This window comes from Rhodanobacter sp. G1 (assembly GCF_055397855.1).
Genome location: NZ_AP039674.1, coordinates 2,030,664 through 2,055,808 on the forward strand (window position 1 = coordinate 2,030,664; position 25,145 = coordinate 2,055,808).

A 25,145-nucleotide genomic window follows, 5' to 3' on the forward strand; every position below is an offset into this window, starting at 1 on the left:
CCCAATCGCGCTGGGCCTTGCATGAACACGCGGCTTCGCGCGTTCAGCGCAGTTGGCTGTCCTTGCTGCCGCGGCGGTTGTAGAGGTTGGCGGCGCGCTCGGCGTCCTGCGCCTGTTGGCAGGCCACGCACAGGCGCACGCCCGGCACGGCCAGGCGCCGCGCCTCGGGAATGGTCGCGTCGCATTCCTCGCAGCGGGCGAGGCTGGGGCCGCTCTTCAGCTGATTGCGGGCGCGTTGCACCGCGTCCGCCACGGTGGCGTCGATCTGATCCTGCACGGCGCCATCGCCTGCCCATCCGGTAGCCATGAGCACCTCCGCGCGCGACATGGACGATTATCCCGCCGCCAGTCTACCTGCCCCGGACGCAACTGCGGCGCAACTCCTCGTAGGGCACCAGCTTCTGCTGCACCCATTCGCGCGCCTGCGGCCCGAACAGTTTCTCGGCCTTGCGCCGCGGCTTGGTCGGTTGCCCGCTCACCGCATCGTTCTTCCAGGGCTCTTCGCTCAGGTCGGTGATCGCCTTGCCGATGCTGTCCGCCAGTTCGACGGCGGGATCGAAATCCAGGAAGGCGCACAGTTTCCGCCACTCGCCCTGCGGGTCGCGGATCAGGTCGTCCAGGAAAACGAGGTGATGGTTGGGCCGCGAGGCATGCTCGCGATGGATCCGGGTCGCGTGGTTCCATCGCAGCAGCCATTTCGCCGTGCCTCCGCTGAAGATCCCCATCTCCACGTAGCGCATGCTGGCGTCAGCGATCGAAGCCAGCACGTCCTCGCCCTGGCGGATCACGTGCACGAAGCGCGCATCCGGCACGTAACGCTCGATCTCCGGGATGTACAGCAGGTGGCTCGGGGTCTTCTCGATCCATGCGGTGCGCCCATCGGCGCGCGCACGCGCATCGAGCATGCCGATGAAGCGGCGCACGCAGCTCGCGGTGCGCAACGGCCAATGCGGAAGGCGGCTGCCGTCGTGTGGCAACTGCCCGCGCAAGGCGCCGAGCGCCGCGCGCCCCTGCTGGTGCGCCAGGCCCAGCCGTTGCCGCAAGCGGCGCCGCGGCCTGGCGGCGCTGTCGCCCCAGCGCCATTCCACGTTGCCGTACAGGTGCTCGAAAAACGCCGTCTCCGGCAGGGAGAGCGCGGCGGGGTGCCTCGCCAGCATCGCTTGCACCAACGTAGTTCCGGAACGCGGACAACCGACGATGAAGATGCGCTGCATACTGGCCCCGCCGTACTCGAATGCACAAACTTGCGACTGTTCGAGAACGTACCAGATCGTCTGCGGGCTACGGCGCCGCATTACATAACTTTACAAAGTGCGGCCACCGGGCAGCGGCCACGGCGGGACATGCACTGCGCATTTGCTACGCTGGAAACACCCATCGCGACGGAGCCGGCCATGACGGTACAGGGCATCCACACCATCGACACCGGCTTCGTGCGGCCGCGCTTCGACGCGGCCTATCTCGTCGTGGAGAACGGGCGCGGCGCATTCGTCGACTGCGGCACCAACCACGCGGTGCCGCGCATGCTGGCGGCGCTGGATGGCGCCGGCCTCGCACCGGCGGACGTGGACTGGCTGATCCTCACCCACGTGCACCTGGATCACGCCGGCGGCGCGGGCGAGCTGATGGCGCGCCTGCCGAACGCGAAGCTCATGGTGCATCCGCGCGGCGCGCGGCACATGATCGACCCTGCGCAACTCTGGGCCGGCGCCAGCGCGGTCTACGGCGAAGCGGTGATGGAATCGACCTACGGCCGCCTGCGCCCGGTGCCTGCCGAACGCGTGGTGGAAGCGAAGGATGGCCACGTGGTCGATCTCGCCGGCCGCGCGCTGCGCTGCCTGGACACACCCGGCCATGCGAGGCACCACATCGCAATACACGACGCGCGCAGCAACACCTGTTTCACCGGCGACGTGTTCGGCCTGTCCTACCGCGAGTTCGACACCGCGAATGGCCCGTTCGTGCTACCCACCACCACGCCGGTGCAGTTCGACCCGGAAGCGCTGCACGCATCGATCGAACGCCTTGTCGCGCTGAATCCTGCCGCGATGTACCTCACCCACTACGGGCGCGTCGAGGACATTCCGCGGCTTGCCGGGCACCTGCACGAACAGATCGACGCGATGGTGGCGATTGCACGCGCCGCGCAAGGCCAACCCGACCGGCATGCCGCACTGACCGCAGCACTGACCGACCTCTATGCCGGACGCGCCATCGCGCACGGCTGGGCGCAGGGGCGCGAGGCACTCGTCGCATTGCTGGCGATGGATATCGAACTGAACGCGCAGGGGCTGGAGGTGTGGCTGGATCGCGCGTAGCCGCGGGATGCGCAGCGGGCCACAGGTTTATCTCAACACCTTGCGGTACGCGTGCTGGGTCTTGATGCGCGCATAGCCGAGACTCTCGTAGAACGGATGGGACGCATCGCGCGCCACGTTGGAGCGCACGCGAACCGCGTCGAAGCCCTGCCCCACCGCCCATGCCTCGGCATCCTGCACCAAGGCACGACCGACGCCCTGGCCGCGCGCCGCCGCATCCACCACCAGCCCGACGATCTCGATGAACTCCCCGGACTCCAGCGTGTTCCGGCGCTCCATCGCGATCCAGCCGAGCAGACGCTCGCCCTGCCCCACCACGATGCGATGTTGCGGCAACGGCAGCAGCGATCGCAGCCGCGTCTGCATGGCATCCGTGCTTGCCGGATAGCCCAGCTCCGAGGCCAGCCGGGCTATCTCGGCGGCATCTTCCGCGCGTGCTTCGCGCAACGCGAACACTTCAGGCCAGCCGCGTGCCGTTGGGCACCGTGCGCTCGACAGCGGTGAGCACCACGCCCTCCGGTGTGGGGAAGCCGGTGAGCAGGAACTGCGAGCGGAACGGGCCGATCTGCTTCTCGGGGAAATTGATGACGCCCACGATCTGCCGGCCGACGAGATCCTCCGCCTTGTAAAGCGCCACGACCTGCGCGCTGGTCTTCCTTTCGCCGTAGGGGCCGAAATCCGCCCACACCTTCCAGGCCGGCTTGCGCGCCTCGGGAAAAGCCTCCACCCGGGTGATCGTGCCGGCCACGATCAGCACCTTCTCGAAATCGGCCCAGCTGATTTCCGCCGTCGTCTCGCTCATCCTTCCAGCCTCGTCTTGAATCCGTCGCGCGCCTGCTGCCACCAGTAGTTGAGCTGCGCGGCGAGCAGGCCAAAGGGTTTGTGCGTGTTCGCCAGGCCGTAACCGGAAAACTGCCGCCAAGCCTCGTCGCCTTCCGCGATGGCCGCGGCCAGCAGCTCGCCTGCCGCGCAGGTGGGCGCGAGGCCATGGCCGCCGAAGGCTTGCGCCCACCACAGGCCCGCGTCGTCGCCTTCGCCGCGGCCGAGTTGCGGCATCTGGTGGCGCGCATAGCTCATCAGGCCCGACCACGCGTAGTCGATCTTCGCATCCCTGAGTTGCGGGAACACCCGCGCCATGTCGTGCCGGAGCAGACGCTGCACCGCCTGCGGCGAACGGTTGCGGATGGAGATGCGGCCGCCCCACAGCAGGCGCGTGTCGGGCAGCGGGCGGTAATAGTCGAAGGCGAAGCGGCTGTCGTACACCGCCGCGCGCGTGGCGAGGCATTCGGCAAGACGGTCGCCCAAGGGTTCGGTGGCCATCACGTAGGTGGCGATGGGCAGCACCGCGCGGTCGATGGGTTTGCGCAGGCCGGCGAGGTAGCCGCCGCAGGCCAGCACGACTTGTTCGGCCAGCAGTTCGCCGTTCGGGGTGCCGAGCAGCCAGCGCGAACCTTCGCGCCTGAGTTGCCACACCTCGCTCTCTTCGTGGATGCGCACGCCCTGCCCGGCCGCCGCGTTCGCCAGGCCGATGGCGTAGTTGAGCGGGTGGAGATGCAGCGCGTTGCGCTCGTACAGGCCATCGAAATAGTGGTCGCTCAGCACGCGCTCGCGCAATTCCTCCTGCGGCAGCCAGTCCCAATGCACGCCGTAGCGATCGGCCAGCAGTTGCTGGCGCCGGCGCAACACTTCGGGATCGCGGAACCAGTTGGCCCAGATCACGCCTTGATCCATCGCGTCGCAGGCGATGGCGTACTGCGCCACGCGCGTGCGGATGCGCTCGACCGCGGCCGTGGTGAGGCCGAACAATGCGCGGGCACGCGCTTCGCCCAGTTGGTCGAGCAGTGCCTGCTCGCCCAGCGAATAGCCGGCGAACACGAAACCGCCATTGCGGCCGGATGCGCCGAAACCGATCCGTTCGCGCTCCAGCAGCACCACGTCGCGTACGCCGCGCTCAGCCAGGCCCAGGGCGGTATTGAGGCCCGCGTAGCCGCCGCCGACGACGGCGATGCGTGTCTCCTGCCGCCCCTGCAAGGGCGCGTGCGCTTCGTACGGCGTGGCGGTGGCTGCGTAATACGACGGAACCGCTGGTTGCTTCATCCGCGAACGCCCCTGTGCGTCTGCAAGACCCTGGAGCATAGCCCATCTGCTACGCCGGCCTCATTGCACCAGGCTCACCTGCAACGCGCGCTCGTCGCTGCGGCCGTGGTCGTCCACCACGCGCACGCGGTAGCTGCCGGCGTTGCGCGCCTGCCAGAACAGGCTGGCCCCTGGCCTGCCCTGCCCCACGTAGGCATCGTCCACGAACCAGTACAGCGCATGCACGTCGGCGTCGGCGGTGGCGCTGAAGGCGATGCTCGTCCTGTCCGACTGGTCGAGGCGCATCGCGTAGGTGCTGGCGCGCAGCGGCGAGGTGATCTGCGGCGGATCGCCCAGCGGCCGGCCTGCATCGCGGCAGGCCGGATTCTGCGGCGGCTTGCGGCGCGGGATGCCGGCCTGGGAGAACACCTGGGCGAGATCGGACGGCCAGAACTCGAACACTTCCACGTGCGTGCGCTTGTCCGCATACGGCGGACAGGCCGGCAGCCCGGTGGCGTCGTCGATCACCAACGGGCGGTAGATATTGTCCACGCGGATCGGCGACTTGCCGGGAATGAACCACGTCCAGCCGCGCTGCGGGCACCACTGGCTGGGCAGGTCGCCGCTGGCGAGGCAGATCTGCACGCGCTTGAGGTTGGCCGGCATGTGCCGCACCGGCTCCTGCAGGTGCGGCCGTTCCGCGCGCAAGGCATCGACGACCTGGAAGAACAGCGGCGCGGCGGCATCCACGCCCACGAAGGCATTGTTCGGCGTTCCGTCGAAATTGCCCACCCACACCACCAGCACGTAGGGGCCGAAGACGCCGGCCGTCCACGCATCGTGGAAAGCCCACGAGGTGCCGGTTTTCCAGTACGCCGGCAGGCGCGTGTTCTCGGCGCCGAAGGCGGCGTCCGGGCGCGGATTCTGCCTGAGCATGTCCATCACCATGAAGCTGGACGCATCGCTGAGCAGGCGCGTGCCGGCTACCTGCGGATCGCTTTCGCGCAGGCGCAGCGGCTGCAGCATGCCGCGGTTGGCGAGCATCGCGTACAGGTCGCCCAGTTCCTGCATGGTCACCTCGCCGCCGCCCAGCACGAGGGCGAGGCCGTAGTGCTGCTCGCTGGCCATGCGGCCGATGCCGGCTTCGCGCAGGAAGTCGTACAGGCTGGGCTGGTGCAGTTGCGAGGTCACCCACACGGCGGGGATGTTGCGGCTGCGGATCAGCGCCTGCGTGGCGGTGATCGGCCCGAGGAAATGACCGTCGAAATTCTCTGGCGTATACGGGCCGAACGAGGTCGGCACGTCGCGCAGCACGGTCTGCGGATGCAGCACGCCCTGGTCGAAACCCAGCGCGTAGATGAAGGGCTTCAGCGTGGAACCGGGCGAGCGCTTGGCGTCCGTGCCGTTGACCTGCCCCTCGATGCCGGCATCGAAGTAGTCGGCCGAGCCCACCATCGCCTTGATGCCCATGTCCCGGGTGTCGATCAGCAGCGCCGCCGCGTTGTAGATGCCGCGCGATGCGTTGCGCTGCACGTAGTTCGCCACCTGCCGTTCGAGGCCGTGCTGCAGGTCGAGGTCGATGGTGGTGACGACGCGCGGCGGCAGGCGCTCGCCGCTCACGCGCGACGCGGCGAGCAGCTGATCCACTGCGTGCGGCGCCTCGAACGGCAGCCTGCTCAGCGGCCGCAGCGTGAGCGGCAGGTCGAACAGCGGCTTCAGCGAAGCGTCGCGCGGATGCCTGCGCAGCCAGCGCGCATAAAGATCGTTGCGCGCCTGCGCCAGCGCGGGATTGATGAGCGCGCCGCCCTTCTGCAACGGGCGCGACGGCTCCTGCGGGATCACCGCCAGCGTCAGCGCTTCGGGCAAGGTGAGGTCGCCGGCCGGCTTACCGAAATACGCGAGGCTGGCGGCGCCCACGCCCTGCACGTTGCCGCCGTAGGGCGCGTCGTTGAGGTAGGCCTCGAGGATGGCGCGCTTGGAGTAGAACAGTTCGAGCCGCACCGCGTATGCGATCTGCCGCAGCTTGCCCAGCGGCGTGCGCGTGTCCAGCCCCCACAGCAGGCGCGCGAGCTGCATGGTGATGGTGGAGCCGCCCTGCGGGTGGCGATGCCGCACATAGGTGACCCACGCGCCGCGCAGCAGCCCCCACGGATTGAAGCCGGGATGCCAGCGGTACCAGCGATCCTCGTGCAGCAGCACGCCTTCGACGAGCTGCGGCGAGATCCGCTGCAACGGCACCCACAGGCGGTATTGCTGGTTGCTGGCCAGGGTCAGCCGCAGCAGATGGCCGCTGTCGTCGTAGAAGGCGGTGGAACTGGGCAGGCGTTCGCGCAACGGCGGGTGCGGCCACAGGCGGCAGCCAACGAGCACGGCGGCAAGCAGGGCGAAGGCGGCCAGCCAGTTCTGCCAGCGGCGGAGCCAGCGGATGAAGGCGGTGGCAATGGCTTTCGGTACGGGCGTCACGGCGAGCACCCGCCCCTCACCCTGGCCCTCTCCCCCAAGGGGAGAGGGGCTTGTCGGCTTCGATCACGGCTGCACCACGTTCAACACCGCGCCGCCGGGAGACTGCGCCTGGATGGAACGGTCGTACATCTGCTCGGCATAGGCCGGCGGCACCTGAAACCTGCCGGCGTTGGTGGCCTTGATGCGGTAGACGAACTCGCGCACGTCCGGCGTGGCCGTGCCGTAGATCACCACGCGATCCTCGCGGATGTCCGCGTACTCGGGCTGCCAGGTCGAGGTGGACAAGCCGATGGGCGAACGCCACGCGGCGGGCTGGGGCGTGTCGCTGCCGTCGTCGCCATTGCCGCTGTCGCCGGAGGCATTGCCGTCTGCCTGTGCGGCGGGCGGCGGCTGGAGCACCGGATCGAAGCCGCCCGGCAGCAGGTCGACGATGGCCACGTTGCCCACGCCGTCGTTGCCGGTGGCGCGGATCTTGATGTGCACGTCGATCTCCTCGCCCACCGTGATCTTGTTCAGCGGCTTGCCGTGGGTGTCGGTGTACTCGCGCACGATCTCGATGCCGTGCTTGATCGCGTCCTTCGACGCGCCGCGGTCGTAGCCGCCCTGGGTAGCGATGCGCCAGGCCGGCAGCACGCCCTGGTTGGTGAAGCGCAACGCCTTCGCCGCGCTGTCCCAGCTGCCGCCCAGCAGCATGCCGCCCTGCGGCTGGCCGATGGGTTTGGCGCTGCCGTCGGCCAGCACTTCGGCCATGCCCAGCTTGTCCAGCCCCGCGGCGGTGTCGTGCGCGTAGCTGTCCAGCGCCAACACGGTCATCGCGGACGACAAGGTGTTGTAGTCGTTGTGCGCGAGCGGCCAGGAGAGGTTCTCGAACACGCGCGTCGGCAGCGACTTCGCTTCCTGCGGGAAATGTTTGGCAATCAGGTACAGCACGCTGGCGTCGCGGGTCAGCGGGTCGTAGTAATAGCCGTAGACGAAGTCCTCGGCGGCCTTGGCGCGGGTGAGCAGCCTGAGCGGGCCCGCCATCAGGCGGTTCGCCTCGGCGTCCTGCTTGAGCAGCTTGTACGAGGCGGCCAGCCACGCGGCGGCGAGGTCGTTCTTCCAGTCGTTGGGATACAGATCCTGCAGGCGCTTCTGCACCGCCGCCAGTTCGTTGGTGGTGACGTTGCCCTGCCGGGTCAGCAGGTACACGGCATAGGCGCGCTCGCGCAACTGGTCGAGCGTGTCCATGCTGTCGTCGGCAGCCATCTGCTTGAGGTACTGGTTGCCGGCGTCGAACATGTCCTGCGGCACCGTCACGCCGCGCTCGCGCGCCTCGATCAGGAAGTTCATCGCGTAGTCGGAGACGAACGGCTCCGCGTCCGGCGTGGCCGACCACAGGCCGAAGCCGCCCGCGCCGTTCTGCCGCGAGTGCAGCACGTCGAGGAAGTTGGCCAGCGCCTGGTCGTTGCCGATGCTCTTGTCGCCGAAGGCCGGCTGCAGCGCGTGCGCGAACACCGGCACCACCGGCCACTTCGACACGATCAACCGCGGCATCGCCGAGCTGACGATCTGCTCGCTGCAGTAGTTCTGGTAGTTCACCAGGTAGCTGGTGATGCCTTGCGCCAGCACCACCGGCAGCGAGGATATCGCCGCGTCGCGCGAGGCGTAGGCGTCGTACATCGCGCGCAGCGGCTTGAGGTCGGACTGGCTGCCCGTTTCCACGCGGCCCACGTCCACCTGGGTGCGGTAGGCCGCCGCCGGACGCACCGACAGGTCGATGCCCTGCCGCGCCGACTTGCCGCCGTAGCTGGCGGCGAATTCCAGATGGCCGGAGCCCAGCTTGTCGGTGGCCTTGACGCGGAAGCGCAGCACGCCTTCGCGCATCGAGGCCAGGCTCACGTCCTGCGTGGCCGGCCCAAGCACCTGCAATTGCGGGCCGGTCTTGAGCGTCACCGCCACCGGCACCGCCTTGGCGCCGATGTCGGTGAGGTTGTTGGCCACGCCCACGCTCACCTCGGCCTCGTCGCCCGGCGCCAGCGTGGTAGGCACGTTGGGCGAGAGCACGAAGTCGCCGCGCACCGTGGTGGCGCCTTCCCAGGTGCCGATGCGATCCGCCGACACCGCCACCGCCATCACGCGCACGCGGCCGTTGAAGTAGTCGGGCACGGTGTAGCTGAAGTCCTTTTCGCCGTCGACGTCGACGATGCCCGACCAGTACGCCACCGGCTTGTCGCGCTTGCGCTTGAACGGGTTGAGCTGGCGGCTGATCGCCGCGTCGGCGTCGCCGCCCGGCGCGGCGGACAGCGCCATCAGCTTCTCGAACTCGGGCAGGATCAGGTCGAGGATCTGCGAGGTCTTCACCTCCAGCATCTTCTTGCGGAAGAAGTATTTCAGCGGGTCGCCCAGCTTGTAGCGCGCCACCTGCAGGATGCCCTCGTCCACCGCGAACAACACCACTTTGGCCGGCTGCGCGGCGTGCAGCTTGAAGGTCACGGTGTCGCCCGGCTTCACCAGCGCGGGCGTGTCCACCGTGAGCGCGTCGCGCCGCGCGTCGAGGTTCACCGAGAACGGCGCCACGCCGTAGGACAGCGGGCTCATGAAGATCTCGTCGGAGGACGGATCGCGCACGAACTGCACGTTGACGTAGCCGTTGCCCTCGAAGTCCTTGGGCAGGGTGATGCTCTGCACCGAGCTGGTGGTGTCGGCATGGAACCAGGCGTGCGCATAGACCTTGTCGCGCTCGATGGTGATGAGGCCGCTGCCGGCGTACGGCGCGTGCACCGCGATGTGGATGGTGTCGCCGGGCTTGTAGTCGGCCTTGTCCAGGCTCAGCTGCAGCTCGGCATTGCGTTCCAGCGAACGCGACAGGTCAGCGTTGCCGGCCACCGAGTAGCTGACGCGGTTGACCTCCTTGCGGTCGCTGCCGCGCAGGATCAGCAGCGCGTAGTCGCCGGGCTTGTCGGTGGCCAGCGGGTAATCCATGCCGCCTGCGGGAATCGCCAGCGGCTTCTCGTCCACCGGGATTTCCTTGAGCTTGGATTCGTACTTGTAGACGCCCGAATCCTGCTTGGTGAGCACCGAGACGTAGCGGCGTTCGACCAGTTGCGCCTTGAGGCCGTCCAGCGCGATGGATTTCGCGTCGGGGCCGATCGCCACGAGGCGCACCTTGCGCGCCGCGTTGCGGCTCACGTAGTCGAGCGCGTCGTCGCTCTTGTAGCCCACCAGCCAGTCGTTGGACGACACCAGGGTCTGCGCTGCGGCCGCCACGCTGCGGCCGCCGTCCGCCTCGTGCGCCTTGGCGAGGAAGTAGAGCTGGTAGGTGGCGTCGGCGTATTTCTTGAGGTCGAGGTCGAACTCGGCGTGGCCCTTGTCGTCGGTCTTGCCGTCGGCGAGGTTTTCCTCGTAGCCGTCCTTGGCGCGGCGGATGTCGTAGAAGTGGTAGTCGGGCCAGCTGTGGAAGGCGGGCCAGGCCGGGCGCAGGGTGAGCGAGGCTTCCACGCGGCGATCCGCGGCGGGCGTGCCGAACAGGTTCTGCGCGTCGACCAGGCCCTTGAGCTGGTCGGGTTTCACCCAGCCTTCGGCCACCTGTTGCGAGAGCTTGGCACTCACCTTCATGCGGTCGGGCAGGAACTCCTTCACCTGCACCGTGGTGCTGCCGATCTGCGTGTCGGCCTTGCCGCCGCGCACGATGTAGAGGTTCACCGCCCAGGTGCCGGTGGGCGCGGTTTCGGCCGGGGTGTAGCTCAGCTCGCCGAAGCCGCTGGCGTCCATCGACATGGACTGTTGCTTCACGGTGACGCCACGCGGATCGACGATCTCGGCCTGCAGCGGAATGCCCGCCACGTTGCGCGCCCAGTCCGCCGCGCGCACGATCAGGCCGATGTGGAAGGTGTCGCCGGGGCGGTAGATGCCGCGGTCGGAGAACAGGTAGGCGCCGAGCTGGCCGGGGTTCGCCGCGTTCGTTTCGCCGCCGATGTCGAAGCGCGAGAAGTCGAGCTGGCGGTCGTAGCTGCCGATGGGCAGGAAGGACAGATCCTCGCCCTTGCTCACCACGTACAGCGCGGGCTTCTTCTCGCGATCCAGCCCCTTGAGGCTGGGGAAATGCACCACGCCGTCGGCGCCGGTGGCCTGTGTGTACAGCGTCTGCCCGTTCACCGCGAGCACGGACACGCTGGCGCCCGCCACCGGCTGGCCGTCGTGGATGGACTGCACGAACACGTCCTGGCTGCCGTCCAGCGCCTGCTTCACCAGCATGCCGAGGTCCGTGACCACGATGAGGCGGTTGTCGCCGGACGAGGCATCGTTATCGCCGCTGTCGCCATTGTTGTTGCTATCCGCATCGTCGTCGTTCGCCGATGCGGTGCTGGACGCCGCAGCCGGCGAGCTTGCCGACTGGCCCGGCGCGGGCGCCAAGCCCTGCCGCGCCAGCGCGCGCGCCTTGGCCGCTTCAGCCGCGCGCTTGGCGGCTGCCGCCGGGTCGTAGCCGGAGAGATGCAGCCAGAACACGCCGCGCCGTCCCGGCTTGAGATACTGGCCGAGGTCGACGCCCTCGTAATGCGCCTGGCCCGGACTGCCCTGCGGGAACGAGCGCTTGATCTCGTAGCGCTCGACGATATGGCTCTCGTCGAAGTCGTAAGGCAATTGCGGATGGCCGTAGTCGCCCGAATTGAGGCTGACCAGGTGCTGCAACTGGTCGGGCAGCACGCGGCCGATCTCCACCCGCATGCCGGGCATGTTGCGTGAGACCACCGAGACGCGCTTGCTGCCGCCCAGCGACAGCAGCGAGCCGTCGGCCATGAAGCGCAGCAGCTTGGGATAGTCCGGCACCGTGAACACCTGCGCCACCGGCCGGCCCAGCACGTAGCCGCCGAACGACTTCACGCCCTTGCCAATGCGCACGTACACGCGCTGTCCCGGCACCGCGTGGTACTTGAAGCTCTGCAGTTCCTGGTAGTCGTTCTCGGTGGGCACCACGTCGAGTTTCAGCGGCTGCGACTTGCGCAGCACGTCCTCGCCCACTTCGGAAGCGTCCCAGTCGTAGGGCGTGCCGTCGCCGGAAGCCGGCTGGCCCGGCCTGTTCGCGGGCAGCACCCAGGCCTGGATCGCGTCGGCCACGTCGCCGCTGCGCACGGCGCCGCTGAAGTTCGCCACCAGCACCTGCTCGGGCTCGTACTTGTCGTTGTCCACCAGCGTGGGCGAGAGGTCGTCCACCGTGAGGCTGTAGAGGCCGGGGATTCGCACGCTGGCCTTGAGCGCATCCGTGGTGCCCGCGCCGCCGCGCGTGCTGCGCACGCCGCTGTCGATGGTGATGGCCACCGCGCCGTCGTCGTGCGGCAACGCCAGCGGCTGCGAGTGGATCCACGCGTGCAGGCGGGTCGGATCGTAGGTGACCGTGTACTTCAGCGCGTCACCGCGCTTGCCGTCCTTGTCGGCCAGCGCCATCGCGATGCGCCGCTCGAATTGCGCGGCATCGATGGGGTAGCTGAAATCCACCGGCACGATCACCTGCTTGGCGGTGGCGTCCTGCGGATCCTGGTAGAACTCGCCCTTGCCCAGCGTGGCGGTGAACGGCGCGGTGTCGAACTCGAAGGCGTCGTCGGCCAACAGCGCCTGCGGCGCGAAGACCTTGCGCACGTCGAAACGCACCTTGTAGTGCTGGCCCACCGGCCAGTCTGCGGCGGGAGTGAAGCGCAGCGTGTGGTCGTCCACCCAGAGCCATTGGCCCTTGGTGTCCGGGCTCATGGCGATGCCCTCGGTCACCGGCTTGCCGACGCGCTCGATGGGCGCGGCCGATCCGGAAAACGCGAGTTCCAGCGGATGCACCACGATGGGCTGCTTGCCGTAGTCGGTGAGCGCGGGCGCCTCCACCTGCCAGGTGATCCGTTGCGGCTGCGGCGGACGCGGGCGGTTCCTGTACCAATGCCAGCCGTACCAGCCGCCGCCGGCCAGCACGACCGCGGCCAGCACGGCGCCGGCCGAGCGCAGCGGGTTGCGCCGCACGGCGTGCATCCAGCCCGGCGCCGACCATTGCACGTTGCCGAGCAGCGGCCGCAAGGCCCAGCCAAGCGCGCGCCCCACGGCGCGCAGCAGGCGCACCGGCAACAACAACAGGAACCGCAGCAGATCCATGGTGTTCCCCTGATTCGTCCGTCGAATGGCAGCGGCCGTTGCGACCGATGCCGGGGCTCCGCCATGCGAACAGGCCTCGCGCGCGAAGGCGAGGCCCGACGATGGAATTCCCCATGCGCATCCTGCGCCGCCAACATGGCAGGACGCAGTCACGATTCTGGCACGGCGATGCCGTGCCAGTCAGCCATGCCTGTCAGAGCGTGGCGGCGATCTCGCGCACCACCGGTGCCAGCGCGGGATCCTGCAGCGCCATGTGCATGGTGGCGCGCACCAGGCCGGCCTTGTTGCCGCAGTCGAAGCGGGTGCCCTCGAAGCGGTAGGCCAGCACCTTGCCCTGCTCCTTGAGCAGGGCGTCGATGGCGTCGGTGAGCTGGATTTCACCGCCCGCGCCCGGCGTGGTCTGCTCCAGCAACTGGAAGATGCGTCCCGGCAGCACGTAGCGGCCGACCACGGCGAGGTTGGACGGCGCGTCGGTCGGCTTGGGTTTCTCCACCATGTGGCGGATCCGCGCGCTGCGTTCGTCGATGCGCGTGGCGTCGACGATGCCGTACTTGTCGGTTTCGTTCTGCGGCACTTCCTCCACCGCGATCACGCCGGCGCCTTCGCGCTCGCCCAGTTCGGCCATCTGGCGCAGCGCGCCCTTGCCGGCGCCTGCTCCCATCTGGCCATTCCAGATGAGGTCGTCGGGCAACACCACGCCGAACGGCTCGTCGCCCACCACCGGCTTGGCGCACAGCACGGCATGGCCCAGGCCCAGCGCCTCGGGCTGGGTGACGAAGATCGCGCGCACGTGCTTCGGCAGCGTGCCTTGCACCAGCGCCAGCAGCGCGTCCTTGCCCTTCTCCTGCAGCTTCGCCTCCAGCTCATAGGCCTTGTCGAAGTAGTCGGCGATGGCGTGCTTGTAGCGGTTGGTGACGAAGATCAGCGTGTCGGCGCCGGCATCGACGGCTTCGTCCACCGCGTACTGGATCAGCGGCTTGTCCAGCACCGGCAACATTTCCTTGGCCACCACCTTGGTGGCGGGGAGGAAACGCGTGCCCAGGCCGGCCACGGGGAACACCACCTTGCGCAAGGGCTTGCTCACTCACTTCTCTCCGGTTTCATGGTGGCGTAGCGGAACCACGTTGTCCGACTGCGCCGTTTCGACCCAGCGGAACGAGGGCAACAGGCTGGAAACGCAGCGTCGCAGTTCTTCGTCGTTGTCGGCGGCGACCATGTCGGCCGCCTTGTGCATCATCGCCTGCAGCAGCTCCCAGGACACCTGGCGATGCTGCGCCAGGAAGATCTTGGCGTGCGTGGTGGCGCAATACTGCTCCAGCGGATGGAACAGTTCCTCGAACAGTTTTTCGCCCGCGCGCAGGCCGGTATAGACGATGGGGATCTCGCTGCCCGGCTTCTTGCCGGCCAGGCGGATCATCTGTTCGGCGAGGTCGCGGATCTTCATCGGCTCGCCCATGTCCAGCGCGAAGATCTCGCCGCCCTTGCCGAGGCTGGCGGCCTGCAGGATCAGCTGGCAGGCCTCGGGAATGGTCATGAAATAGCGCGACATCTCCGGATGGGTCACGGTGACCGGCCCGCCGTTGCGGATCTGCTGGCGGAACAACGGCACCACCGAGCCGGCCGAGTCCAACACGTTGCCGAAACGCACGGTGACGTAGCGCGTGCCGGCATGCGCGTCGAGGTTCTGGCACCAGATCTCGGCGATGCGCTTGCAGGCGCCCATCACGCTGGTGGGATTGACCGCCTTGTCGGTGGAGATCAGCACGAAGCATTCCACGCCCGCCTCGTGCGAGAGGTCGGCCATGGTGCGCGTGCCCAGCACGTTGTTGAGGAAGGCCGCGCGCAACTGATGCTGCAGCATCGGCACGTGCTTGTAGGCCGCGGCGTGGAAGACCACCTGTGGCTTCGCCTCGGCCAGTACCCGGCGCATCAGCACGGTGTCCCCGCAACTGGCCAGCACGCCTTCCAGCAGCAAGTCCGGGTAATTCGTCCGCAGTTCGCGAGTGATCCTGTAGAGATTGAACTCGCTGTGGTCGACCACCACCAGCGACTGCGCGCCCAGCCGCGCCACCTGGCGGCACAGCTCCGAACCGATCGAGCCGCCGCCGCCGGTGACCAGCACGCGACGCCCACCCATGGTTTCGCGGATCGCCGTCCAGTCCAGTTCCACTGCGTCGCGGCCGAGCAGATCCTCGATCGCCACCTCCTTGATCTCGCTGGGTTGCGCGCGGCCGGCCAGCACGTCGTCCAGCCGCGGCACCGTGCGGTAGGGTAGATCGCTGGCGTCGCATAGCGCCACCACGCGGCGCATCTCATTGGCCGTAGCGTCTGGCAACGCGATCAGCAACATCTCCACCGCCGCCTCGCGGGCGATCTCGGGCAACTGGTCGAACCGGCCCAGCACGGGGTAGCCGTTGATGCTGGCACCACGCAATGCGGGGCGGTCATCCAGGAAGCCCACCACCCTGTAGCCGCCGTCGAGCTGCAGGTCGCGTGACAGCGCCTCACCGGCGCGATCCGCTCCGACGATCAGCACCCGCCGCATCATCACGCCTTGCCCGGCCATGCCACCCCGACTGTCCTTCCAATAGCGGTAGGCCAGCCGCGGCACGCCCAGCGCGATGGCCAACACCACCGGGTACAGCAGCAGCATCGAGCGCGGCACGCCCTGCAGACGATTGAACATCGAAAGCAGTAGCCCGATCGTCGCCGAGCCCAACGCCACGGCCCGCAGGATGTTCCATAGATCCGGCAGGCTGGCGAAGCGCCACACGCCCTTGTACAGGCCTGTCCAGTGGAAGATCAGCCCCTGTGCCAGCAACACCACCGGCAGCTCGAACCAGCGGAAATGCAGCACGTCTTCCGGCCGCACCGCATAACGCAACAGCTTGGCGACCCACCAGGCGAACGCCGCCATGGCCAAGTCATGCAGCATGACGGCCATGCGGGGGTGGATGATGCCGACGATCCTGCGCAGCGTCATGGCGTTCCTTTGGTCGCGTTGCGCCGCAGGCAGCGGCGCTTGAGCAGCAGCCACAGCCCCGCTGCCGACATGTAGGCGCCCATGGTAATCGGCGGAGCCAGCCGTGGATGACTCCAGGCCAACCACGCCAGCGGTGCGGCAAACAACAGGTTCCATGCCATGTAGACCGCGCCTCCCCCGGCATGCGTCAGGCCGCGCCTGACCAGCCATTGGTACAGATGCTCGCGGTGCGCACTGTACCAGCGTCGCCCGCGGAAATATCGCGTCAACAGGGTGAGGCTGGCGTCGACGGCGAAGGCGGAGGAAAGGATCAGCGCCGGCCACAACAGGGCGGCATTCGCCCGCCACAGCATCGCCGTGTCTGCGAAGATCAGCAGGCCCACGCTGCCGCTGCCCACGTCGCCCATGAAGATGCGCGCCGGCGGGCGGTTGAGGCACCAGAAGCCGAGATTGGCGGCGGCCAGGCAGGCGGCAGCCAGAGCCAGTGCAGGCTGCCCTGCAGAACCAGCCAGCAGGGCCAATCCCGTGCCCACGAATATCGCCTGCTGGGCCAGCAGGCCATCGATGCCGTCCATGAAGTTGTGCAGGTTGATGCTCCATGCGCCGGCCAGCAGTATCGGCGGCAACCACCACCACGACATGCCTTCCACGCCCATGGCGATGGCGAACAACAGCACGGCCAGCAACTGCGCGCCGAAACGGGGCAGGATCGGCAACGAACGGTGGTCGTCCCACCAGCCGGCCAGCGCCACCAGCAGCAGCGCCACCAGCAAGCCAGCCTCGACCGGCAGCGGCCAAGGCTCCCGTGCTCCGAACCATACGCCCACCAGGCAAACCAGGCTGGCAAGGACAATGCCGATGCCGCCGCCGCGCGGCGTGGGGACGCTGTGGGATCGTCGCTGGCCGGGCCTGTCCAGCATGCCGCGGCGATGCGCATAGGCGATCGCCGCGCGCGCCGACAACCACGCGATCACGAAGGACAACAGCAACCATCCCATGGCCGAGAGCACGGGCGTCACTCGTTGGCGACGCCGTGGATGGGCCGGATCGTGCTCCAGCTCTTGCAGCTCGGGCACTGCCAGTGGTGCGCCTTGGCGCCGAAGCCGCAGCGGCTGCAGCGGTACATCGCCTGCCCTTCCAGCAGCTTCCGGGTGAGATCGCGCAAGATCAGGAAGTTCTCGCGCGCCTCGCCCTCGATCCGATCCATCGTGGCGTCGATCAACGCCATCAGGCCGCGCACCGACGGGCGCTGGCGCAACTGCCCGGTAAGGAAACCCACCGCCTCGCGCTGGCCGTCGCGCTGCTGGTACAACCGGGTCAGCGCCAGCACCGGCGAGATGCCGTGGTAGCGCTCCAGCAGCTCCCGCAGGAAGCGTTCGGCGCGATCCATCTGCTGCGAACAGGCATAGCTGTTCAACAGCGGCGGCAGGATCTCCGGCACGAAGGCGATGTCCGCGCCGATGGCCGCTTCATAAGCCTGCACCGCTTCGGCGTGCTGGCCGTCCTCGGCGTACAGGCGCCCGGTCAGCATCCATGCGCGCACGCAATCAGGCTGGCAACGGAAAGCATGCTCCAGATAGTCGCGCGCCTCGACCCGTGCGCCATGCTGGCGTGAGCGCTCGGCCAGCTCGCAATAGAACTGCGCGATCATCGGCGACTCGTCCTCGCCGGTCATCGCCTCCAGCCGGCGCGCGTGCTCGATGGCCTTGTTCCAGTCGCGCTCGTGCTGGTAGATCGCGATCAGGTGGCGCAGCGCCGAAGGCGCATGCGCGTCCATCGCCACCAGGTCGTCGAACAGCGCCTCGGCGCGATCGAGCAGGCCCGCGCGCATGTAGTCCTCGCCCAGTTCCAGCAAGGCCACGGTCTTGGCCGGCTCGGAAAGGTTCGGCCGCGACACCAGGTGCTGGTGCAGCCGGATGGCGCGATCCACCTCGCCGCGCCGGCGAAACAGGTTGCCCAGCGCGAGGTGCGTCTCCACCGTGTCGCGGTTGTATTCGGCGAGCTTGAGGAACACCTCGATCGCCTTGTCCTGCTCCTCGTTGAGCAGGTAGTTCAGGCCCCGGAAATAGTCCGACGAAAGTTCGTTGACCGCCTCGCCGGAGCGCCGCGCACTGGCGCGCCGGGACGCCCACCAGCCGAGCGCGAAGGCGAGCGCCGCCAGCGGCAGCAACGCGTACCAGTGCATCATGCGCGTGCCTGCTTCTTGCCGGCCTTCATGCGGCGCCGATGCCGCAGGCTCACGCCAAGCCACGCGGTGAGGCCGCCCAGCAGCCAGCCCAGCACCAGTGCGGCCAGCAACGCGGCCCCCTTGGGCATCGACACGCGCGCGAAAGCGAAGTCGTAATCGACCAGCCCGGCATTGAGCGCGCCCACCACCACGCCGGCGGCGACGAAGAAGACGAGGACGAAGATCACGATCAAGCGCATCGTGCGACTTTACCCGATCGACTGCGGGCGGCGCAGCAAGCAATCCCCTTCAATGCCGTTGCGATTCAGCCATGAAACCAGAGCGAAGAGATTGAAGAGCACGGCCATGGACGGTCGCCTGTTTGATCTTCGCGATCAAGGACGATCGCAAAAGAAAACCCCAAGTGCGGCCATGGACGGCCAACCGCCTGATCCTCGCGGTCATGGACGATCGCGAAAGCCAAAGAAAAAGAAAAGGCAGGATCAGCTCACGCTGCCTGCCTTCATCGATTCGCGCGGCATCCCGTGTCAGCCGGCGGCAGCCTCTTCCAGCCGCAGGTTGACGCGTTCGCGCAGTTCCTTGCCGGGCTTGAAGTGCGGCACGTGCTTGCCAGGCAAGGCCACGGAATCGCCGGTCTTGGGATTGCGCCCGATGCGCGGCGGCCGGTAATGCAGCGCGAAGCTGCCGAAGCCGCGTATCTCGATACGCTCGCCCTGCGACAGCGCCTGGCTCATCTGCTCGACCACGCTCTTGACCGCCAGTTCGACATCGGCAAAGGCAAGGTGGGTCTGGCGCCTGGCCAGCGCCTCGATCAATTCGGATTTGGTCATGTTCCCCTGATCCGCGACGTATGCTGCTGCGCTGCTGGCCCGGGACGGTCAACGCCGTCCCGGGCCCTTCTTGCGGTGCCTCAATCGGCCTTGTTCATCTGCTCCTTGAGCAGCGCGCCGAGCTTGGTGGTGCCGCCGGCGGCCGAGGAGTATTCGGCCATCGCTTCGGCCACGTCCTCTTCGTCCTTGGCGCGGATCGACAGCGACAGCTGACGGCCCTTGCGATCCATGCCGGTGAACTTGGCTTCGACCTTGTCGCCCACCTTCAGGTGCTGGGTGGCGTCGTCGATGCGCTCCTTGGCGATGTCGTTGGCGCGGAGGTAACCCTCGACGCCCTCGCCCAGGTCGATCACCGCGCCCTTGGCGTCCACTTCCTTCACCGTGCCGGTGACGATGCTGCCGCGCGGGTTGTTGCCCATGAACTGGCCGAACGGATCCTGCTCCATCTGCTTGATGCCGAGGGAGATGCGCTCACGCTCCGGATCCACCGCCAGCACCACGGCCTCGATCTCGTCGCCCTTCTTGAAGTTGCGCACGAGGTCTTCGCCGGACATCTGCCAGGAGATATCGGACAGGTGCACCAGGCCGTCGATGCCGCCGTCCAGGCCGATGAACACGCCGAAATCGGTGATCGACTTGATCTGGCCGGAAACCTTGTCGCCCTTCTTGTGCATGGCGGCGAAGGCTTCCCACGGGTTGGAGCGGGTCTGCTTGATGCCCAGCGAGATGCGGCGACGCTCTTCATCCACGTCCAGCACCATCACTTCGGTTTCGTCGCCGACCTGCACCACCTTGGCCGGGTTGACGTTCTTGTTGGTCCAGTCCATCTCGGACACGTGCACCAGACCCTCGACGCCCGGCTCGATCTCGACGAAGCAGCCGTAGTCGGTGACGTTGGAGACCTTGCCGAACAGGCGGCTGGAAACCGGGTAACGGCGCGAGATGTTCACCCACGGATCGTCGCCCAGCTGCTTCAGGCCCAGCGAGACGCGGTTGCGCTCCTTGTCGAACTTCAGCACGCGCACTTCCAGCTCGTCGCCGACGTTGACGACTTCGCTCGGATGACGCACGCGCTTCCACGCCATGTCGGTGATGTGCAGCAGGCCGTCGATGCCGCCCAGATCCACGAACGCGCCGTAGTCGGTGAGGTTCTTGACCACACCCTTGATGATGGCGCCTTCGACCAGGCGCTCCAGCAGCTGCTCGCGCTCGGCGGAGAACTCGGTCTCGACGACGGCGCGGCGGCTGACCACCACGTTGTTGCGCTTGCGGTCGAGCTTGATGATCTTGAACTCGAGTTCCTTGCCCTCGAGGTAGGTCGGCTCGCGCACCGGGCGCACATCGACCAGCGAGCCCGGCAGGAACGCGCGGACGTCCTTGATGTCGACGGTGAAGCCGCCCTTGACCTTGCCGGAGATCATGCCCTTGATGGTCTCTTCCTTGTCGAACGCCTCTTCGAGGTCGTCCCACACCATCGAGCGCTTGGCCTTCTCGCGCGACAGCTTGGTTTCGCCGAAGCCGTCCTCGAGCGCTTCGAGGGCCACCTTCACGTGGTCGCCGACGTTCACTTCGAGGGTGCCGTCTTCGCCCCTGAACTGCTCGATCGGGACGATGCCTTCGCTCTTCAGGCCCGCGTTGATCACGACGACGTCGTTGCGGATTTCCACCACGATGCCGGTGACGATGGCGCCGGGCTTCAGCTTGGCGATGGCCTGCTGGCTCTGTTCAAACAGTTCGGCAAAACTTTCGGTCATGTTGATTCCAGAATGGGAAAGGACGATTGCGGCGCTCCGGACTGGAAACGCAACGACAACGGCCCACCGGTCGGGGTGCCTTCGGAACGCCCTTGCGGAGCGCGCCTCGCCACCATGGTTGAGCCCCGCCCACCATGGGCAGGGAACGAAAACCGCCGCACAACCCGCTCAGGGCTGCACGACGGCAAGAACTTTTGCGACCACCTCGTCGATGGCCATGCCGGTGGTGTCCACCTGCACGGCCTCCGGCGCCGGCTTGAGCGGCGCGACCGCCCGCGACGCATCGCGATGGTCGCGCGCCTCGATCTCGCGCTGAAGACTCGCTAGTGTAACGCTGAGTCCCTTTTCCTTCAACTGCTTATAGCGCCTTTTCGCCCGCTCGGCGGCGCTGGCGGTGAGGAACACCTTGAACGGCGCGTCGGGGAAGATCACCGTGCCCATGTCGCGCCCATCGGCCACCAGCCCGGGCGCCTTGCGGAAGCCCAGTTGCAGCTCCACCAGCGCCTGCCGCACCGGGGCCAGCGAGGCGATCGCCGAGGCCGCCGCGCCGGCGGTTTCGGTGCGCAGCTCGTCGGTGGCGTCGTGGCCGTTGACCAGGATGCGGGTGTCGCTGCCATCGGCGCTGGACTGGAAGCGGATCTTGGTGGCCTGCGCGCAGCGGGTCACCGCCTCCACGTCGGACAGATCCAGCCCCGCCGCCCCGGCGGCATAGCCCACCGCCCGGTACAGCGCGCCGGAGTCCAGCAGCCGCCAGCCCAGGTGCTCGGCCACGCGCCGGCTGATCGTGCCCTTGCCCGAGCCCGAGGGGCCGTCGATGGTCAGCACGGGGACGATGGCGGTACGGCTCATGGCGGCTCCTGGTCACACGGGGACACCCATGGTATCGCGCCGCCCCCGGCGGCATCGCGTACCATGGCGAAATCCCGGGTCATCCCCTGCCGATTCGCCATGACCGACGACCTCCGCCACGCATTCAAGCAGGCCGCCGAGGCCGTGAAACGGCTGGACTACCGCCCCGACAACGACACCCTGCTCAAGCTTTACGCCCTATACAAACAGGGAGCGGAAGGCGATGCGCACGGCGAACAGCCCGGCTTCTTCGACTTCGTGGGCACCGCCAAGCACGGGGCCTGGGTGCAATTGCGCGGCCTGCCGCAGGACGAGGCAATGCGCCGCTACATCGCCCTGGTGGATCAGCTACAGGCCTGAGGCCGAAGACGCCGCTTGCGTCCGGGTGCGGCAACGGGCACATTCATACGATCGTTTGAACACGGTCGCGCCATGAACTACCCCCATCTGTTCGCCCCGCTTGATCTGGGCCACGTCACCCTGCCCAACCGCATCCTGATGGGCTCGATGCACACCGGGCTGGAGGACAAGGCCGCCGACTTCGACAAGCTGGCCGCCTATTTCGCCGAACGCGCCCGCGGCGGCGTGGGCCTGATGGTCACCGGCGGCATCGCGCCCAGCATCCGCGGCTGGCTGAAGCCGTTCGGCGGCCGCCTCTCGATGCCCTGGCACGTGGCGCGCCATCGCAGGCTCACCGATGCCGTGCATGCCGAAGGCGGCCGCATCTGCATGCAGATCCTGCATGCGGGGCGCTACGGCTACCATCCGCTGTCGGTGGCGCCGTCGCGGATCAAGTCGCCGATCACCCCGTTCACGCCCAAGGCGCTCTCCGCGCGCGGCGTGGAGCGCACCATCCGCGACTTCGTGCGCTGCGCCGAACTGGCCCGCAAGGCCGGCTACGACGGCGTCGAGGTGATGGGCTCGGAGGGCTATCTCATCAACCAGTTCATCGCCGCGCGCACCAACCAGCGCGACGACGCCTGGGGCGGCGACGCCGAACGGCGCATGCGCTTCCCGGTGGAGATCGTGCGCCGCACGCGCGAGGCCGTGGGCCGCGACTTCATCATCATCTACCGGTTGTCGATGCTCGACCTGGTCGAAGGCGGCCAGAGCTGGGACGAGATCGTGGCGCTGGCCAAGGCCGTCGAGGCGGCCGGCGCCAGCATCATCAACACCGGCATCGGCTGGCACGAGGCGCGCGTGCCCACCATCGTCACCAGCGTGCCGCGCGCGAGCTTCGCCTGGGTGACGAAGAAGCTCAAGGGCGAGGTGTCCATCCCGCTGATCGCCACCAACCGCATCAACGTGCCCGAAGTGGCCGAGCGCGTGCTGGCCGACGGCGACGCCGACATGGTGTCGATGGCGCGCCCGCTGCTGGCCGACCCCGAGTGGGCGAACAAAGCGAAGGCCGGCCGCGGCGAGCGCATCAACACCTGCATCGCCTGCAACCAGGCCTGCCTCGACCACGTGTTCCAGAACAAACGTGCCAGTTGCCTGGTCAACCCGCGTGCCTGCCACGAGACCGAGCTGAAGATCGAACCGGCGACACAGCGCAGGCGCATCGCCGTGGTCGGTGCAGGCCCGGCCGGCATGGCCTGCGCCGCCACGCTGGCCGAGCGCGGTCACGCCGTGACCCTGATCGACAAGGCCGCCGACATCGGCGGCCAGTTCAACTACGCCAAGCGGATTCCCGGCAAGGAAGAGTTCCACGAAACCCTGCGCTACTTCCGCCACCGCCTTGCCGACGCAGGCGTCGCACTGGAGCTGGGCCACGCGGCCGATGCCGACTCGCTCAAGGCCGCCGGCTACGACGAAGTGGTGGTCGCCACCGGCGTGACGCCGCGCAAGGTGCGCTTCCCCGGCAGCGACGATCCGCGTGTGCTGGGCTACCTCGACGTGCTGGCGCGCGACCGGCCGGTCGGGCCGCGCGTGGCTATCATCGGCGCCGGCGGCATCGGCTTCGACGTGGCGGAGTTCCTGGTCGAACAGCAGCCCTCGCCCACCACCGACGTGGCGCGCTGGTCGCGCGAATGGGGCGTGGACACGCAACAGTCGCAGCGCGGCGGCCTGCTGAAACCGCAGCCGGAGGCGCCGCTGCGCCAGGTCTGGCTGCTCCAGCGCAGCGAAGGCCGCCCCGGTGCCCGGCTCAACAAGACCACCGGCTGGGTGCACCGCGCCACGCTCAAGGCCAAGCACGTGACCATGCTGGGGAAGGTCGGCTACGAGCGCTTCGACGACGCCGGCCTGCACGTCACCATCGACGGCCAGCCGCAGCTGCTGCCGGTCGACAACGTGGTGGTCTGCGCCGGCCAGGAGCCGGATCGCAGACTGGCCGACGAGCTGGCGGGCATGGGCATCGCCGCGCATCTCATCGGCGGCGCCGACGTGGCTGCGGAACTCGATGCGAAGCGGGCCATCGACCAGGGCACGCGACTGGCTTGCCAGCTCTGACCTTCAAAAAAAACGCCTCGCGACGCGACGCATCGATAAGCCAGGGAGGGGGAGTGGCGTATCGTATCCAGCGTCGCCGCGAGGCGTGGTCGCCACCATCGGGGGAGGGGGGAGGATGGTGGGACGGGAGGCATTTTATGAGCGACACGTTCAAGTATCCAATATATATTTAGATCGTTATTTATATGCGATCCATATATGTTTGACTTCCGCCAGTTGCGCTACTTCGTCGCGGTCGCCGAGGAGCTGAGCTTCACGCGGGCCGCGATCCGCCTGCACATTTCGCAACCGCCGCTGTCGCAGCAGATCCAGGCACTGGAGCGCGACCTTGGCGTCTCCCTGCTGGAACGCAACAAGCGCAAGGTCGCGCTGACCGAGCCGGGCAAGGTCTTCCTCGAACAGGCACGCCAGATACTGGCGCAGGCCGAGCTGGCGCGCAGCCGCACCACGGCCGTCGCCGCCGGCCACAGCGGCCAGTTGCGGCTGGCCTATACCCTCTCGGTGTCGTTCCATCCCGCCCTGCCCGGCACCCTGCTCCGCCATCGCCAGGTGGCGCCCGGCGTGGACGTGCAACTGCGCGAGATGAACAACGCCCCGCAATTCGCCGCCCTGCTCGCCAACGAGATCGACGTCGGCTTCGTGCGCACCGAGCCGCGACACCTGCAGGACGCCCGCAAGCTGCGCTTGCGCCTGCTGGATCGCGAGCCGCTGATGCTCGCCCTGCCGTCCAGCCATGCGCTGGCCACGCGCAGCGAGTTGCACATGGCCGAGGTGGCCAACGAGGATTTCGTCACGCAGTCGCGCGACGTGGCCGCTACCCTGAACGACCGGCTGGCCACGCTGGCCGGCGCCGCCGGCTTCCAGCCGCGCACCGTGCAGCAGGCCCGGCAGATCAGCGGCATGCTGGCGCTGGTGGCCGCCGGCCTGGGCGTGGCGCTTGTGCCGGCGACGATGCGCGCGGTGCACCTGGCCGGGGTCAGCTACGTGCCATTGGCCGATCCCGCCGCTCAATTGCTGCTGGCCGTGGCCAGCCGCGTCGACGATACTTCGCCGGTGCTGGCGCAGTTCCTGGCCACCGTGGATGAGTTCGCGCGCGACAACGGCAACTTGTGACTTGCGATTCAG

The 25,145-nt window shown here is 68.0% G+C and carries 18 protein-coding genes and 1 pseudogene; 4 read left to right on the top strand and 15 right to left on the bottom strand.

Annotation, left to right across the window (positions count from 1 at the left end):
- Nucleotides 1-43: 43 nt before the first annotated feature.
- Both ACZ5Z2_RS09150 and ACZ5Z2_RS09155 read right to left on the bottom strand, forming a co-directional pair.
- Nucleotides 44-307, bottom strand: coding sequence for a DksA/TraR family C4-type zinc finger protein (locus ACZ5Z2_RS09150; protein ID WP_464758262.1), 264 nt, complete (start codon nucleotides 305-307; stop codon nucleotides 44-46).
- Nucleotides 308-350: 43 nt separating this feature from the next.
- Nucleotides 351-1,295 carry a sulfotransferase family protein gene (locus ACZ5Z2_RS09155; RefSeq protein ID WP_464758263.1) on the bottom strand — a complete coding sequence of 315 codons (945 nt, stop codon included), beginning with the start codon at nucleotides 1,293-1,295 and terminating at the stop codon, nucleotides 351-353.
- A 99-nt stretch (nucleotides 1,296-1,394) separates the two neighbouring features.
- On the opposite strand from ACZ5Z2_RS09155, the gene ACZ5Z2_RS09160 reads away from it, so the two are divergent.
- Nucleotides 1,395-2,318: an MBL fold metallo-hydrolase gene (locus ACZ5Z2_RS09160; protein WP_464758264.1), complete on the top strand. Its 924-nt coding sequence runs from the start codon at nucleotides 1,395-1,397 to the stop codon at nucleotides 2,316-2,318.
- A gap of 27 nt (nucleotides 2,319-2,345) precedes the next feature.
- On the opposite strand, the gene ACZ5Z2_RS09165 is transcribed toward ACZ5Z2_RS09160, so the two are convergent.
- The 13 genes and pseudogenes from ACZ5Z2_RS09165 to cmk form a co-directional block, all read right to left on the bottom strand.
- The gene (locus tag ACZ5Z2_RS09165) at nucleotides 2,346-2,774 is read right to left on the bottom strand and encodes an N-acetyltransferase family protein (RefSeq protein ID WP_464758265.1); all 429 of its coding nucleotides are present in this window, start codon (nucleotides 2,772-2,774) and stop codon (nucleotides 2,346-2,348) included.
- Nucleotide 2,775: 1 nt separating this feature from the next.
- Entirely contained in the window at nucleotides 2,776-3,120 is a 345-nt protein-coding gene (locus tag ACZ5Z2_RS09170) for a tRNA-binding protein (RefSeq protein WP_464758266.1), read from the bottom strand.
- Nucleotides 3,117-4,415: an NAD(P)/FAD-dependent oxidoreductase gene (locus tag ACZ5Z2_RS09175; protein ID WP_464758267.1), complete on the bottom strand. Its 1,299-nt coding sequence runs from the start codon at nucleotides 4,413-4,415 to the stop codon at nucleotides 3,117-3,119. The genes ACZ5Z2_RS09170 and ACZ5Z2_RS09175 overlap by 4 nt, the downstream gene beginning before the upstream one ends.
- A 60-nt stretch (nucleotides 4,416-4,475) precedes the next feature.
- Nucleotides 4,476-6,857, bottom strand: a complete 2,382-nt coding sequence (gene pbpC, locus ACZ5Z2_RS09180) for a penicillin-binding protein 1C (protein ID WP_464758268.1) — start codon at nucleotides 6,855-6,857, stop codon at nucleotides 4,476-4,478.
- 63 nt (nucleotides 6,858-6,920) lie between these two features.
- Nucleotides 6,921-12,965 carry an alpha-2-macroglobulin gene (locus ACZ5Z2_RS09185; RefSeq protein WP_464758269.1) on the bottom strand — a complete coding sequence of 2,015 codons (6,045 nt, stop codon included), beginning with the start codon at nucleotides 12,963-12,965 and terminating at the stop codon, nucleotides 6,921-6,923.
- Nucleotides 12,966-13,158: 193 nt separating this feature from the next.
- A complete protein-coding gene (gene galU, locus ACZ5Z2_RS09190; RefSeq protein WP_464758270.1) occupies nucleotides 13,159-14,049 on the bottom strand; it encodes a UTP--glucose-1-phosphate uridylyltransferase GalU in 891 nt (296 codons plus the stop codon).
- On the bottom strand, nucleotides 14,050-15,948 hold the full coding sequence (locus ACZ5Z2_RS09195; protein ID WP_464758272.1) for a polysaccharide biosynthesis protein: 1,899 nt from the start codon (nucleotides 15,946-15,948) through the stop codon (nucleotides 14,050-14,052).
- Nucleotides 15,945-16,958 carry an MraY family glycosyltransferase gene (locus ACZ5Z2_RS09200; RefSeq protein ID WP_464758273.1) on the bottom strand — a complete coding sequence of 338 codons (1,014 nt, stop codon included), beginning with the start codon at nucleotides 16,956-16,958 and terminating at the stop codon, nucleotides 15,945-15,947. Before ACZ5Z2_RS09200 ends, ACZ5Z2_RS09195 begins: the two co-directional genes overlap by 4 nt.
- Nucleotides 16,959-16,963: 5 nt before the next feature.
- A complete protein-coding gene (gene lapB, locus ACZ5Z2_RS09205) occupies nucleotides 16,964-18,133 on the bottom strand; it encodes a lipopolysaccharide assembly protein LapB (RefSeq protein ID WP_464761689.1) in 1,170 nt (389 codons plus the stop codon).
- Nucleotides 18,133-18,375, bottom strand: coding sequence for a lipopolysaccharide assembly protein LapA domain-containing protein (locus ACZ5Z2_RS09210; protein ID WP_464758274.1), 243 nt, complete (start codon nucleotides 18,373-18,375; stop codon nucleotides 18,133-18,135). Before ACZ5Z2_RS09210 ends, lapB begins: the two co-directional genes overlap by 1 nt.
- 288 nt (nucleotides 18,376-18,663) lie before the next feature.
- Nucleotides 18,664-18,981: pseudogene (locus ACZ5Z2_RS09215) on the bottom strand (integration host factor subunit beta); the annotation flags it as partial.
- 65 nt (nucleotides 18,982-19,046) lie between these two features.
- Nucleotides 19,047-20,720: a 30S ribosomal protein S1 gene (gene rpsA / locus ACZ5Z2_RS09220; protein WP_464758275.1), complete on the bottom strand. Its 1,674-nt coding sequence runs from the start codon at nucleotides 20,718-20,720 to the stop codon at nucleotides 19,047-19,049.
- Nucleotides 20,721-20,888: 168 nt separating this feature from the next.
- Entirely contained in the window at nucleotides 20,889-21,569 is a 681-nt protein-coding gene (cmk, locus tag ACZ5Z2_RS09225; protein ID WP_464758276.1) for a (d)CMP kinase, read from the bottom strand.
- A gap of 99 nt (nucleotides 21,570-21,668) precedes the next feature.
- Here cmk and ACZ5Z2_RS09230 point away from each other — a divergent pair, with 99 nt between their 5' ends.
- The 3 genes from ACZ5Z2_RS09230 to ACZ5Z2_RS09240 all read left to right on the top strand — a co-directional run bounded on the left by ACZ5Z2_RS09230 (nucleotide 21,669) and on the right by ACZ5Z2_RS09240 (nucleotide 25,133).
- Nucleotides 21,669-21,929 (top strand): acyl-CoA-binding protein, encoded by a 261-nt coding sequence (locus tag ACZ5Z2_RS09230; protein ID WP_464758277.1) that lies wholly within the window; start codon nucleotides 21,669-21,671, stop codon nucleotides 21,927-21,929.
- Between the two features lie 72 nt (nucleotides 21,930-22,001).
- Complete coding sequence (locus tag ACZ5Z2_RS09235; protein ID WP_464758279.1) at nucleotides 22,002-24,020, top strand: oxidoreductase; 2,019 nt, start codon at nucleotides 22,002-22,004, stop codon at nucleotides 24,018-24,020.
- 198 nt (nucleotides 24,021-24,218) lie between these two features.
- Nucleotides 24,219-25,133, top strand: a complete 915-nt coding sequence (locus tag ACZ5Z2_RS09240; protein ID WP_464758280.1) for a LysR substrate-binding domain-containing protein — start codon at nucleotides 24,219-24,221, stop codon at nucleotides 25,131-25,133.
- Nucleotides 25,134-25,145: the final 12 nt, after the last annotated feature.

Coding starts and splice junctions, on each gene's coding strand:
- rpsA (WP_464758275.1), bottom strand. CDS start 20,720: ATGACCGAAAGTTTTGCCGAACTGTTTGAACAGAGCCAGCAGGCCATC.
- ACZ5Z2_RS09230 (WP_464758277.1), top strand. CDS start 21,669: ATGACCGACGACCTCCGCCACGCATTCAAGCAGGCCGCCGAGGCCGTG.
- ACZ5Z2_RS09160 (WP_464758264.1), top strand. CDS start 1,395: ATGACGGTACAGGGCATCCACACCATCGACACCGGCTTCGTGCGGCCG.
- ACZ5Z2_RS09195 (WP_464758272.1), bottom strand. CDS start 15,948: ATGACGCTGCGCAGGATCGTCGGCATCATCCACCCCCGCATGGCCGTC.
- ACZ5Z2_RS09150 (WP_464758262.1), bottom strand. CDS start 307: ATGGCTACCGGATGGGCAGGCGATGGCGCCGTGCAGGATCAGATCGAC.
- lapB (WP_464761689.1), bottom strand. CDS start 18,133: ATGCACTGGTACGCGTTGCTGCCGCTGGCGGCGCTCGCCTTCGCGCTC.
- ACZ5Z2_RS09155 (WP_464758263.1), bottom strand. CDS start 1,295: ATGCGGCGCCGTAGCCCGCAGACGATCTGGTACGTTCTCGAACAGTCG.
- ACZ5Z2_RS09170 (WP_464758266.1), bottom strand. CDS start 3,120: ATGAGCGAGACGACGGCGGAAATCAGCTGGGCCGATTTCGAGAAGGTG.
- ACZ5Z2_RS09240 (WP_464758280.1), top strand. CDS start 24,219: ATGTTTGACTTCCGCCAGTTGCGCTACTTCGTCGCGGTCGCCGAGGAG.
- ACZ5Z2_RS09175 (WP_464758267.1), bottom strand. CDS start 4,415: ATGAAGCAACCAGCGGTTCCGTCGTATTACGCAGCCACCGCCACGCCG.
- cmk (WP_464758276.1), bottom strand. CDS start 21,569: ATGAGCCGTACCGCCATCGTCCCCGTGCTGACCATCGACGGCCCCTCG.
- ACZ5Z2_RS09185 (WP_464758269.1), bottom strand. CDS start 12,965: ATGGATCTGCTGCGGTTCCTGTTGTTGTTGCCGGTGCGCCTGCTGCGC.
- ACZ5Z2_RS09210 (WP_464758274.1), bottom strand. CDS start 18,375: ATGCGCTTGATCGTGATCTTCGTCCTCGTCTTCTTCGTCGCCGCCGGC.
- ACZ5Z2_RS09235 (WP_464758279.1), top strand. CDS start 22,002: ATGAACTACCCCCATCTGTTCGCCCCGCTTGATCTGGGCCACGTCACC.